Origin of the sequence: Psychrobacter sp. T6-6 (assembly GCF_052258185.1) — a bacterium.
Lineage (GTDB): Bacteria > Pseudomonadota > Gammaproteobacteria > Pseudomonadales > Moraxellaceae > Psychrobacter.
The window spans coordinates 230,458-242,906 of record NZ_JBQQEX010000003.1; the positions used below are offsets into that span (position 1 = coordinate 230,458).

At 43.6% G+C, this 12,449-nt stretch carries 15 protein-coding genes; 11 read left to right on the forward strand and 4 right to left on the reverse strand.

The features are described 5' to 3' along the window. Positions 1 to 94 precede the first annotated feature (94 nt). Entirely contained in the window at positions 95 to 355 is a 261-nt protein-coding gene (gene rpoZ / locus ACTXGL_RS06875) for a DNA-directed RNA polymerase subunit omega (RefSeq protein WP_319051436.1), read from the reverse strand. A gap of 173 nt (positions 356 to 528) precedes the next feature. Next, positions 529 to 1,155 carry a guanylate kinase gene (gene gmk, locus ACTXGL_RS06880; protein ID WP_443525778.1) on the reverse strand — a complete coding sequence of 209 codons (627 nt, stop codon included), beginning with the start codon at positions 1,153 to 1,155 and terminating at the stop codon, positions 529 to 531. 375 nt (positions 1,156 to 1,530) lie between these two features. Here gmk and ispH point away from each other — a divergent pair, with 375 nt between their 5' ends. The 11 genes from ispH to ACTXGL_RS06935 all read left to right on the forward strand — a co-directional run bounded on the left by ispH (position 1,531) and on the right by ACTXGL_RS06935 (position 11,709). After that, on the forward strand, positions 1,531 to 2,487 hold the full coding sequence (ispH, locus tag ACTXGL_RS06885; protein WP_443525780.1) for a 4-hydroxy-3-methylbut-2-enyl diphosphate reductase: 957 nt from the start codon (positions 1,531 to 1,533) through the stop codon (positions 2,485 to 2,487). A 56-nt stretch (positions 2,488 to 2,543) separates the two neighbouring features. Then, positions 2,544 to 2,792 (forward strand): hypothetical protein, encoded by a 249-nt coding sequence (locus ACTXGL_RS06890; RefSeq protein ID WP_443525782.1) that lies wholly within the window; start codon positions 2,544 to 2,546, stop codon positions 2,790 to 2,792. A gap of 35 nt (positions 2,793 to 2,827) precedes the next feature. Continuing rightward, complete coding sequence (locus ACTXGL_RS06895; RefSeq protein ID WP_319051441.1) at positions 2,828 to 3,643, forward strand: thioesterase family protein; 816 nt, start codon at positions 2,828 to 2,830, stop codon at positions 3,641 to 3,643. A 546-nt stretch (positions 3,644 to 4,189) separates the two neighbouring features. After that, a complete protein-coding gene (htpG, locus tag ACTXGL_RS06900; RefSeq protein WP_443525783.1) occupies positions 4,190 to 6,163 on the forward strand; it encodes a molecular chaperone HtpG in 1,974 nt (657 codons plus the stop codon). 335 nt (positions 6,164 to 6,498) lie between these two features. Then, on the forward strand, positions 6,499 to 7,953 hold the full coding sequence (locus ACTXGL_RS06905; RefSeq protein ID WP_443525785.1) for a C13 family peptidase: 1,455 nt from the start codon (positions 6,499 to 6,501) through the stop codon (positions 7,951 to 7,953). 139 nt (positions 7,954 to 8,092) lie between these two features. Next, complete coding sequence (gene fghA / locus ACTXGL_RS06910; protein ID WP_443525787.1) at positions 8,093 to 8,983, forward strand: S-formylglutathione hydrolase; 891 nt, start codon at positions 8,093 to 8,095, stop codon at positions 8,981 to 8,983. Between the two features lie 223 nt (positions 8,984 to 9,206). Further along, entirely contained in the window at positions 9,207 to 9,488 is a 282-nt protein-coding gene (locus tag ACTXGL_RS06915) for a TIGR03643 family protein (RefSeq protein ID WP_443526050.1), read from the forward strand. 100 nt (positions 9,489 to 9,588) lie between these two features. Further along, positions 9,589 to 10,281, forward strand: coding sequence for a ribulose-phosphate 3-epimerase (gene rpe, locus ACTXGL_RS06920; protein ID WP_319051446.1), 693 nt, complete (start codon positions 9,589 to 9,591; stop codon positions 10,279 to 10,281). 63 nt (positions 10,282 to 10,344) lie between these two features. Further along, positions 10,345 to 10,722, forward strand: a complete 378-nt coding sequence (locus ACTXGL_RS06925; protein WP_443525789.1) for a hypothetical protein — start codon at positions 10,345 to 10,347, stop codon at positions 10,720 to 10,722. Between the two features lie 113 nt (positions 10,723 to 10,835). Further along, on the forward strand, positions 10,836 to 11,147 hold the full coding sequence (locus ACTXGL_RS06930) for a hypothetical protein (protein ID WP_443525791.1): 312 nt from the start codon (positions 10,836 to 10,838) through the stop codon (positions 11,145 to 11,147). A 250-nt stretch (positions 11,148 to 11,397) separates the two neighbouring features. Further along, entirely contained in the window at positions 11,398 to 11,709 is a 312-nt protein-coding gene (locus ACTXGL_RS06935; protein WP_443525793.1) for a hypothetical protein, read from the forward strand. Between the two features lie 134 nt (positions 11,710 to 11,843). Here the strand turns inward: ACTXGL_RS06935 and rpmG are convergent, their stop codons facing one another. Both rpmG and rpmB read right to left on the reverse strand, forming a co-directional pair. After that, on the reverse strand, positions 11,844 to 11,999 hold the full coding sequence (rpmG, locus tag ACTXGL_RS06940) for a 50S ribosomal protein L33 (RefSeq protein WP_010201403.1): 156 nt from the start codon (positions 11,997 to 11,999) through the stop codon (positions 11,844 to 11,846). Between the two features lie 126 nt (positions 12,000 to 12,125). Next, positions 12,126 to 12,362 carry a 50S ribosomal protein L28 gene (gene rpmB / locus ACTXGL_RS06945; protein WP_057761372.1) on the reverse strand — a complete coding sequence of 79 codons (237 nt, stop codon included), beginning with the start codon at positions 12,360 to 12,362 and terminating at the stop codon, positions 12,126 to 12,128. Positions 12,363 to 12,449 lie beyond the last annotated feature (87 nt).

Sequence of the window (12,449 nt, forward strand, 5' to 3'; positions counted from 1 at the left end):
AATACAATAGAGTCACAACCAAAAAACCACAGCCTATGCTGTGGTCTCTATTGCTGATCAAGATATATAGCTGTCTTATTTAGAAGCTACAATCCTAAAAGCTATGATCGCCTGACAACGCTAAATCTAATGAGCTAGTAGCAAAGTTATGCTCTGGCTGATTTAGAATATCACGGGTGATTTTGCCAGCGGCAATTTCACGTAGCGCCAATACGGTAGGCTTGTCATTGTCAACATCTACCAATGGCTCAGAAATACCCTTCGCCAATTGACGGGCACGCTTGCTTGCGACCAAAATTAGCTCAAAGCGATTATCAACATTATCCAAACAATCTTCAATCGTTACTCGTGCCATAAATAGCTACCTCGGTTGTTTTTATCAGTCACGGACTTTGACCGCCACTCAATAAAAATAATATCAAATACATAAAGGGGGATAGCTACATATTATAGCATTTTTTGCTAAGCTGCGTAGTTGCTTTTTATATGATCTTATCGGACAAGCAGCTTTAGTCGCTGATGCTAAGTTTACTCCGCTGCTGACTTGTTTAGCAAATTGCTAATCGTACGATGATAGCGCTGCTGCTGACGAGCAAGCGTTTGCCTATCAGCGATAATAAGTGCTTTTAGCTCAGCCAAAGCCACTTCAAAATTATCATTAATAATCACAAAGTCAGAATTGACGTACTGTGCCATTTCATGAACAGCACCAGCCAGACGTCGTTCTATAACTTCGCTGGTATCTTGTGCGCGAGTTGATAGGCGCTGACGCAAGGTATCAATACTAGGCGGCAAAATAAAAACGGTCGTCGCATCAGGGAATATTTTTTTGACTTGGGTGGCGCCTTGCCAGTCAATCTCCAAAACCACATCGATACCTGCCGCAAGCTGGGAGCGTACGCTCTGCTCTGAGGTGCCATAGTAGTTTCCGAATACTTCTGCATGCTCTAAAAATTTATTTTCGCCAATAGCTTTTACGAAGCTATCCACATCTGTGAAGTGATAGTGATGTCCATCAATCTCGCCTGGGCGCGGGCTGCGAGTCGTGTGCGAGATACTGACGGTTAAGTCGTTAGTGGTTGCCAGTAGTTGCTTCACCAGTGAGGTTTTGCCTGTACCCGAAGCGGCAGTAATAATAAATAATGAACCTGTCATACAATTTGTCCCAATAAAATATGTGCTAACAAATGGAATGTGTTAATAAAATAAAAAAGTGTGCTAATCACAGACTAAAAATATTCCAGTCAGCAGAAAAGGCTGGAAAAAAGAAAAACCGCCATCATGTATGGCGATATAAATCATAATAGTTGTCTTATTATAAACGGCTTTTGTGTGAGTGAAAGCGAGTTTTGCAATATGCAATCAGTATGTCGATATTTATAACTAAAATATTGCAATGAGTGTACTGCTATTTTTGAGGGCAATAAAAGCAAATTATGCTAAAGTAGAGCATTGAAATTGCCCCAACTTTTGAATGAAAGCTTTGATGCATAAGCTTTACATATAAATTATCCAATGATAGGCCTTCTTATGCAAATTTATCTTGCCAATCCTCGTGGGTTTTGTGCTGGTGTAGACCGTGCGATCGCGATTGTTAACGAAGCGTTGACCCGTTTTGAGCCGCCCATCTATGTCCGTCATGAAGTCGTACATAATAAATTTGTCGTATCAGATTTAGCCAATCGGGGCGCAGTATTCGTCGAAGAGCTTCACGAAGTGCCAGATGGTTCGGTGGTTATTTTCTCTGCACATGGGGTCTCTAAAGCGGTGGAAGATGAAGCAGGTCGCCGTGATATCACTGTATTTGACGCGACTTGTCCTTTGGTGACAAAGGTACATATTGAAGTGGCCAAGTTTGCCCAAGATGGCATGGACGCGGTTTTGATAGGACACGCTGGACACCCAGAAGTAGAAGGCACTATGGGTAGGTTTAATGCGAAAAACGGTGGGCAGATTCATCTTGTCGAAGATGAAAGCGACGTTGCGGCTTTAACCGTACAAGATGCCAAACGCTTGGCATTTGTAACTCAAACGACGCTATCGATGGATGACACTGCTCGCGTTATTGATGCGCTGCGTGACAAGTTCCCGAGTATCCAAGGACCCCGAAAAGACGATATATGTTATGCCACTCAAAACCGCCAAGATGCGGTAAAAGATCTTGCCAGTCGCTGCGAAGTGGTCTTGGTTGTGGGTTCGCCAAACTCTTCAAATTCCAATCGTTTACGTGAGCTGGCTGAGCGTATGAATTGCCGTGCTTATTTAATCGATAATGCCAGCGAGATGAATCGCAGTTGGTTAGATGGTGTGCAGAGTATCGGTGTTACTGCTGGTGCGTCAGCGCCAGAGGTGCTCATTCAAGAAGTGCTGCAGCAGCTGCAAGACTGGGGTGGCGATCTTCCTAGTGAGCTATCCGGTATCGAGGAAAACGTAACGTTTAGTTTGCCAAAAGCCTTGCGCATTCCTGTTACCCAAGTTGGTAAATAGTCAGTCGTTAAACAACAAGTATTTGCGTGAAATATTATTGATATGGATAAGGCCGCATGAAAGAACCCAAAGGCAAATTTGTATTGGCAGAAGCCACGCTCGCTGACGTCAATAAGCAATTAAAGCTCAACATGCTCGTGACGGTCGCGGTGGTGTTTGTACTATTCATGAATATTATAAAATTCATGGCAGAAAAGAGCTTTTTTTATGCGGCACTCGCAGTCGTTATGATCTGTTTATTGTTCTTTATACAAAAAGCTCGCGGTATTCTTGTGTTAAGAAAACAAGAGCTTACCCATAAATAAAAGTTTTACAAGAAAGTGTTAAATATAGGATAGCTATGACTGCTTATTACAAATTTATCAAACGTGAACAACAAGAAAATGGTACCAGTGTAGCGCACTATCAGCCAACCGAGCATGCACAAGGTGCCTGGAATGAGCATGAGCAGCACATGGCGCCAGCGACAGGTCTCCTGACTGCTGAGCTTAAAGGTTTTGCACCGCAGCCCAATACTCGCATAGCTCGCGTAAGTCTGGATATATTGGGCTTGATACCGCTTGATGACTTTACCATTACCACTCGCTGTATTCGACCAGGCAAAACCATTGAGCTGATAGAGGCGGTAATGAGCAGTCGTGGTCGTGATGCTATCATCGCACGAGCATGGCGACTCCTGACTCAAGACACCAGTGAGATAGCAGGACTAGAGGATCAAGCTTCAGTGCATCAGCCTGAAGATTTGCCCGTTTGGGACGAGATGAAAGGCTGGCCAGGAGGCTTTATCGAAAGCGTACGCCTAGTAACCACAGAAGATCGTCGTCCCGGACGCGGTATGGTATGGATCACCAATGACGTGCAGATGGTAGAAGATACGCCAACCGATGATGTGGTCCATCTATTGGGTATGGTGGATACTGCGAATGGTGTTGTCCCTAGATTGGGACTGGGGCTGTCCAAACTAGAATGGATGTTCCCCAATACTGACTTGCAAATACACATGCATCGCGAACCCAAAGGACGCTGGTTGGGTATCGAAGCAGTACAGCAGTACGGTGATGATGGTATTGGTCTTACCAGTGCAGTATTACACGACGTGTATGGGCCTTTTGGTCGCAGTGAGCAAATACTCACTATCCGTCCGATACCGCGCTAACCGTTAGATAGTTTTTTAGATAACTGTGTAGTCGGTCTATAAATAAAAACACCAGTACAAGCTCAGCTTTTGTCAAAGATATGGATTATATAATTTGTAAAATGAAACGATAATATACAATCAATTAATTATACAAATAATTGAAAACCCGTTTTAATAGTATCCAAGAAAACGATATTAATCGACAAGGAGGGTGCTATGAACACGCATATTCAGTTTTCAAAAAAACTAACGACGATTTGGGACTTATTGATAGAAGCTTATTCAGAATAGTGACTTGTATCTACACGACCTGTGTCTACATATGGGCACTTGTGTGAGCAGATAGTTCTTAGAAAGCGTTTTGATAAATAAGCAGAACACCGCCTTGATAGATATGGGCGGTGTTTTTTATTGAATAAGACTGTTACGCTTGAATTTTTTTTTGCTGCCCTTATTAGTATAGACAGTCTAACGGTAATGCACACGGTAAGCTGTGAGCATTGTTAGAACAGCTATAGTCAGTTATTTGATAATAGGTCTTTCATAGAATTTAAAGGAGTTTTTATGAGTGAAGCAACCCAAGCTGAAGGTCTGAATCCAGAATTAAAAAAACATACGTTTGAAGCAGAAGTGGCGCAACTACTGCACTTGGTAACGCATTCATTATATTCTAATGCAGATATTTTTGTCCGTGAGCTCGTCTCTAACGCATCGGACGCTTGTGATAAATTGCGTTTTGAAGCGACCAATGATGACAGCCTTTATGAAGATGATGGCGAGCTAAAAATCCGCATTGCTGTTGACGAAGCCGCGAAAACCATTACCTTTACCGATAATGGTATTGGTATGAACGAAACGGATGCTATTGAAAATTTAGGTACGATTGCCAAATCAGGCACCAAGGCATTTTTGGACAAATTGTCTGAATCGCAAAAACAAGACGGTCAACTGATTGGTCAGTTCGGTGTCGGTTTTTATTCAGGGTTTATCGTCGCTGACACTATCAGTGTCGAATCACGCAAAGCAGGCGAGCCTGCGGATAAAGGCGTACGCTGGGTATCTGACGGTACCGGTAGCTTCACTGTTGAGCCTATTACTAAAGATACGCGCGGTACAGCGATTACCTTGCACCTAAAAGAAGAATATAGCGAGGGCGAAGACAACTACCTAGACCGCAGCAAGATTAAGCGTTTGGTCAACAAGTACTCTGACCATATCAGTCTACCGATTCAGATGCGTAAAGAAATCTGGCAAGAAGACGTAAAAGAAGACGAAAACGACAGCTCTGATGATCAGGTACCTGCCGGCGGCGAGATGGTACTTACTGACGAGTGGGAAACCATCAACAAGGCCAGCGCATTATGGACGCGCTCAAGCTCTGAGATCGAAGACGATGAGTATGTCGACTTCTATAAGAACATCTCTTATGACATGACTGATCCACTTGCTTGGACGCATAACCGTGTAGAGGGCCGAGTACAGTATACGCAGCTACTGTATATCCCTGAAAAAGCGCCAGCAGATTTATATACTCGTGAGCAGCAGCATGGTCTCAAGCTCTATGTGAAGCGTGTCTTTATCATGGATGAAGCTGAGCAACTGCTACCAATGTACTTGCGTTTTGTGAAGGGGGTTATCGATTCAGCAGACCTGCCTTTAAATGTGAGCCGTGAGCTACTTCAAGAGTCACGTGATGTGAAATCTATCCGTGATGGTAACGCACGTCGTATCTTGACCTTGCTCGCAAGCCTTGCCAATAGCGAAGACAGTGATAAGCAAGAGAAATTTGCTAAGTTCTATGCAGAGTTCGGTGATGTCATCAAAGAAGGTTTGGGTGAGGACGCAGGTAACCAAGAACGTATCGCCAAGCTATTGCGTTATGCAACCAGCACGCAAGATGGACTCGAGACCAGTTTTGAAGATTACAAAGCTCGCATGAAAGATGGGCAAAAAGCCATCTACTACCTCACCGCTGATAATTTAGCAGCAGCAAAAAACAGCCCGCAACTTGAGCTGTTTAAGAAAAAAGGCATCGAAGTTATCTTGATGACCGGCCGTGTCGACGAATGGGCGATGAACTTCTTGACGTCATTTGACGAGACACCGCTACAAAACATCGCCAAAGGTGCAGTAGATTTGGGTGACTTGCAGGACGAAGCCGAAAAAGCTGAAGCAGAGAAAGCAGAAGAAACGTTAAAGCCTGTTGTTGATAAGCTTAAAACTGCGCTAGGTGAGCGTGCTAAAGACGTCAAAGTATCAACGCGTTTGGTTGATAGCCCAGCATGCTTAGTCGTTGGAGAAGGTGAGCTGTCACCACAAATGATTCAGATGCTACAGCAAATGGGTCAAGACGTACCAGCGAGCAAGCCAACCCTTGAGGTCAACCCCGATCATCCGCTCATTAAGAAGTTAGAGGGCAGCGAGCAGTTTGATGATTTGGCGCAAGTGATCTTTGATCAAGCCTTGTTAGCAGATGGGGGTCAGTTAGAAGATCCAGCTGCTTATCTAAAGCGCGTCAACGAGCTGTTGATGAGATAGTATCTGGTCGTTAATATGAAGGGAGGCCTTGTTAGCAAGGCCTCCTTTTTTTATTAGTATTCATGGTAATGTTTCGGTGATGTCTAAATTTAGGCGAGTTTTACAAATCATGCTTATCGTCTTGACCGACAATCCGTTACAATCGCGATAGATTAGCGAGCTAGACTATTAGGAAGTGCTAGTCGTCTTCTATAAATATTCCATCGTGAATTCAATATAAATCGATGTCTAGAGCCGTAACAGAATCGTAATACGATTGCGTAAGACGGCAGCTACACTAGAATAGTTATCATTGGGTCATTTTATTTTTCTCGGCTGGCTAGAGGTCTACGTCTTTGTCACTTACGTCGTTAAAAACCGTATCGCTCCAGCGTTTTTCGCTCAACTTTGCTGCCAATATTATTGCAACCTTGTGGATGCTAGTGGGCTCGACACGAGCATTTTCTTGGGTCAAGCCTACGTTTATACAGTTTGCTGTATTCGCTATATTGGCACTCAGCAGTAATGTTTTGTTTTCGTGGTTGGCTGCTGAAAGTGGTAGCCTATTTAATGAGCAAGGATTGGTCAGTTATTTGATTTGGCCAATGATTATTTTGCTCAGCGGTATTATTTTAGCAAGGCGCGCGAGCAACCAATCGCTGGTATTTGTACCAGTCGTACTATGGTTGGTTGCTGATACGCTATCCGCTTTATTACAAAGCTTAGTACAGTTTTCTGGTAGCTATGGTTGGTTGCCTGAGTGGAGTTATTCATTTTTACCTGTACTATTTTTGGTATTATTCCTATGGCAGACACTTGCTTTATTATGGATTTTTTCCCGCCGTTTGCGCATACCGTGGTGGGAGCGCATTATCATACTGGTAGGTGCGGTAGCGTTACTGACTATCTGGCAACGTAATGTCGCTGACCAGCCCATTTTTAAGCAGATTCCAGTAGAGCCTGTATTAGAAGAGGCGGCGTTATATGAGCAGCCGCGTCTATTGCAGCAGGCGCTAAACAGTATCGACCCGAGTATCGATGGCAAAACGGACTGGTACTTTATGGGTGTGGCTGGGTTCTCTGGTCAGAACGTCTTTCGTTCTGAAATTAATAAAGTGCGTGAGCTGTTCGATGTGCGTTTTGGTACCAGTGGGCACTCACTGGCCTTGATTAACAATACTTACAGTTGGCTGGACGAGCCAATTGCTACCAGAACCAGTATTGCACGTGGATTAAAGAAAATTGGTCAGCAAATGAACGCTGATGAAGATGTGTTGTTCTTGACACTGTCGTCACATGGCAACGAAGATATTGTTCAATTAGAAAATCCGCCACTCGCGATGGACAATTTAGATGCCACATGGTTACGCGAGACACTGGATGCATCAGGTATTCGCTGGCGAGTGATTGTGATATCTGCGTGCTATTCGGGGTCGTTCATTGACGAGTTGGCATCGCCGACTACCGTAGTGATTACGGCCTCAGCCACTGACAAGGCATCGTTTGGCTGTACCAATACAGCTGAAATGACTTATTTTGGTCAAGCTTTTTTTGCTGAGAGTCTACGTGAAAACAGCAGCTTTGAATCTGCTTTTAAGGATGCAGCATACCGTGTACAAGAGCGTGAGCTTTATATGGGATTTGAGCCATCAGAACCACAAATGGTGATTGGTAGTTTGATGGAGACGGCACTACCGGCGTTTGAGCAAGTATTGTTTGATAAAGCACGTCCATCAGTTGCTAGTATAACGAGTAACGCGGCTTCTGTTACTATTGATACTGTACCTGATAGCGTGCCAACCAGTCCGTAAATGAAGTTAATAGAGCGATTAAATACAGATACAGCGCAACTCAAAATCTTGTGGATATAATATCAAATCACGAGCGTTTATTATTTATCATCGCTATCTATCACCGTTGGTTTTATTTTGAATAAAAAGGATATCACTCATGCACAATGCTTATAGTCGTAGTTTGTCCAACAACAAGCAGATGACCCAAAAAAGTGTGAATCGTTGCTTTAACGGTGAGCAGCATTATTATAGCCACGAGTCGACATCGACCAAAACGGCGATGACGTTTAGTATTTATCTACCTGATGAAGCATTGGCTGGGCGACGTTGCCCTGCCATACTGTACTTATCAGGACTGACGTGCAATGCTGATAACGTCACTCACAAAGCGCACTTTCAGCAGAAATGCAGTGAGCTTGGTATGATACTGATTGCACCCGACACCTCACCTCGCAGTAGTGATGATATTGAGGTGCCAAACGACGAGCGCTATTTTGTCGGGCAGGGCGCAAGCTACTATGTTGATGCGACCCAAGCGCCGTGGTCAGACAACTTTAATATGCAAAGCTATATCGTTGATGAGCTATATGACTTATTACGCTCAGAGTTCCCAATAGACAGCATTGGTGTCACAGGGCACTCTATGGGTGGTCATGGCGCGCTGCTATTGGGATTTAAGTATCCGAGCAAGTTTGTCAGTGTATCCGCCTTATCGCCAGTATGTGCCGCTAGCGAGTCTGCTTGGGGGCAGGCGGCTTATACAGAGTATTTCGGTGATAATAAGGCTCTATGGTCTCAAGCAGATGCGGCACAGATGATTGAAAAGGTCGGTCAGCAGTATGCAAGTATCTTGGTTGACCAAGGCGCGGCTGATAATTTTTTAGACGAAGGACAACTACAAACTTCCAAACTACAAGAGGCTTGTGCAAAAGCCAAACAGCCCTTAACATTGCGTTATCAGGCGGGGCATGACCACAGCTATTATTTTATTCAGACAGTGATCAATGAACATATCGAACATCACTGGCATATGGCGCAATTGAGCTAAGGTGCCATATCAGCTAACGTGATACGTTTTTTGCTCTCTCATTCATGCCCAAAAGGTGATTTTTATGGCAAGTTATCAAGATTTGACAGCTTCCAATGGACAAGAAAAGTCAGTAGATACTGACGCTACAAAGGCAATAATGCAGGCCGACATGGATGCCGCCCTAAAACATAAACAGCGCAGTAACGATGATCAAGTGACTCAAGATAAGTCAGACGAGCTGATCGCAAAAACGCTCAATGATGCAGGCGATAGAGTACTTGATGAGACACAAATATCGCGTGTAATAGAAATGGCGTGGGAAGATAGAACACCATTCGGTGCGATAGAGCATAGCTACGGTCTCGATGAAACAGGCGTTATCAAGCTCATGCGTCAAGAGCTCAAGCCATCGTCTTTTCGCTTATGGCGTGAGCGAGTAAGCAACCGTGCTACCAAGCATGAGGCAAAGCGTTCTTTTGACGTGGGCCGTGCCTATTGCAAGACACAATACAAGCCGCGCTGATTAACTGAGTATGCGAAAGGTATAGAGTAACAACAAGCCCATTAATACGATTTTTTAATTGATTTACATTTGATATAAACACAAATTAGGTAGCCCTACTATGATCAGTCCTGCTAAACCTTATCTTATTGCCCCATCGATACTCTCAGCTGACTTTGCACGTTTGGGTGAAGAGGTCGAGCGCGTATTGGAGTCGGGTGCCGATGTGATTCATTTTGATGTGATGGACAATCATTACGTACCCAACTTGACGTTTGGCAGCATGATTTGTAAAGCGCTACGAGACTATGGTGTGGAAGCGCCAATTGATGTACATCTGATGGTCTCGCCTGTTGATAGCATGATTGAGCAATTTTTGGAGGCAGGTGCTAGTATCATCACCTTTCATCCAGAAGCCAGCGCTCATATCGATCGATCGCTGCAACTGATCAAAGATGGCGGTGCTGAGTGTGGTCTGGTATTGAACCCAGCAACACCACTACATTATCTTGATTATGTCATGGATAAAGTAGATCAGATTTTATTGATGAGCGTGAATCCTGGATATGGTGGACAGTCATTTATCGATAGTACCCTAGATAAGGTACGTCAGGTACGTCAACGTATCATCACCAGTGGTCGCGATATCCGACTAGAGGTGGACGGCGGTATCAAAGCCAACAACATCCGTGCGGTTGCTGAAGCAGGTGCAGACATGTTTGTCGCAGGTTCTGCGATATTTAATCAGCCAGATTATAAAGAAGCGATTGATGCCATGCGCGCAGAGCTAGCACTGGCCAACGGCAACGAATAAAGTCAGTTAAGTAGCCTAAGGTAGGCTGTATAATGGTAACGACAAACCATGCAAAGGTGAGATATGGACACGCAAAGACCCGTTAAGTCATCAACATCGCCTAATCCAGCAACAGGCAGTGAGCTGCCAGTTCAAAACGATCTTCCGAGACGTAGCTTAGTGCCAAAAGGCATTACCATTGGCTTGGCTACGTTTGCACTTGTCTTGAGTCTGGCAGGTTATGGTTTTCGTCTGATGATTGGTGATGATGTAGGTACAGTACTACGTCATGCTGCTGTGATTGTACCTGCCTTTGTACTGGGCATACCGTTGTTTTTTTGGGTTGGCTCGCGGGTATTGAACAAAGTCAAAGGTATGCATATTGAGACCAGAAACGCATTAACACTTGGCTGGTTGACGGCTTGTGTATCGATGCTATGGTTGATGGGTACTTATAGCTGAACAGGCTACAGTGGCGATTGCCTCTAGATATTGCGTTGCAAAACCCTTATAAGCTGTCTTTTATACTTTTTTAATCATTAAGCCATATTCTATAAGTGTGGCTGGAATTTTATATGCGAATCGTACCAGCCAGTATTGCTAATATTATCTATCCTAAAGACTTACCAAATGGCTTGTTTACCAGTTTAATTATAGCTTGCCTCTTAATGGGGCTAGCGTCATTGCGTAATGGAACAGATCTACAGGGCTGGCTAAATGTTATTGAAAACTGGCTACTTATGCTACTGATACTGCCCACCGCGACGGCCACCGTTGCACTACCTTTCAAATATCGTGATCCCACGCTTGAGCTCAAGCTCGTCTACTACTTAGGTATGTTTGTGGCTTTCTTATTTACGCTAGCAAAGCTGCGCTACTGGCGTTAACTGGAGGCAAGCTCTGTCATACCAAAACGGTACTGATGTCAAAGACTTGTATGACAACCCTTGAATTTAACTATCAAAGCGTCCATTGTATAAGTAAGACAGATTTACCCGCGTTACTGTAAGAAAATAGATTTGCCGAGTACCATTTCTCAAGTGCCATGTCTGTAGTGAGTAGCTTGTTTGCAATGAATAATTCGTTTGCAAGTTTTAATTTTTGCAAATCATAAGCGGGATAATAAGGAAGCAGTTAATGACATATGATATCGATAATGATATAGAAGTAGACAACGATGGTAGCGATCAATTTACAGGGTTTGCTAAGGAGACCACATTAGAGCTGGTGGAATCTGAAGATGGTAGATTGTTGTTACGTGATGCAGAACAAGACGAAGAACCCTTAATGACTATTGATTTTTCTGATAAGCTCAAAGAGTTATTGGGTAGCGATACTCAGGCTGTTGGTCAGCATATGATTCATGCAGCGATTCAGGTCATTATGCAAAAGCAGATGAGTAAGTGGCATGCTCACGTGTATGATAAAGAACCAACACACTATAGCTGATCTTTAGTTATCTCTCGATACTGATTGAGGCTTTCAGGTATTATCAAGTGATACACCAAGCTGCAGCCATAAAAAAAGGGTTTATCAATTGATAAACCCTTTTTTTTCAAATATTACCATTTACAAAATGGAGATTATTTGATTTTAGCTTCTTTAAAGATCACATGCTGGCGTACTTTTGGATCAAACTTTTTGATTTCCATTTTACCAGGCATAGTGCGCTTGTTTTTGGTAGTGGTGTAGTAATAGCCAGTACCAGCTGTTGATACTAATTTAATTTTATCTCTCATGATAGCTTTCCTGTAAATGAGGGGTCTTCAAACGATAGGTACGTGTCGAAAAGGCAAGTCGCTAACTATAATGTAGCAAAACGGCAGTCAAGTAATGAGAGTCATCACTTGACTGCTATTTTTAACTTAAACTTTTTGACCTTGTGCGCGTAGATCCGCTAACACTTTATCGATACCAAGTTTGTCAATGATGCGCATACCTTTGGTAGACACACGTAGACGTACAAAGCGGTTTTCAGACTCTACCCAAAAACGATGGTTGTGAAGGTTTGGTAGAAAGCGACGACGGGTTTTGTTGTTTGCATGCGAAACATTATTACCCACCATAGGGCGCTTTCCAGTCACTTGGCAAACTCGAGACATGGCGAACTCCTAATCTATGAGGTATGAGTTTTTCTCATACCAGTCTGGGCAAGTTGCACGTTTTTGCGGCATGGACACAGCAAGCGG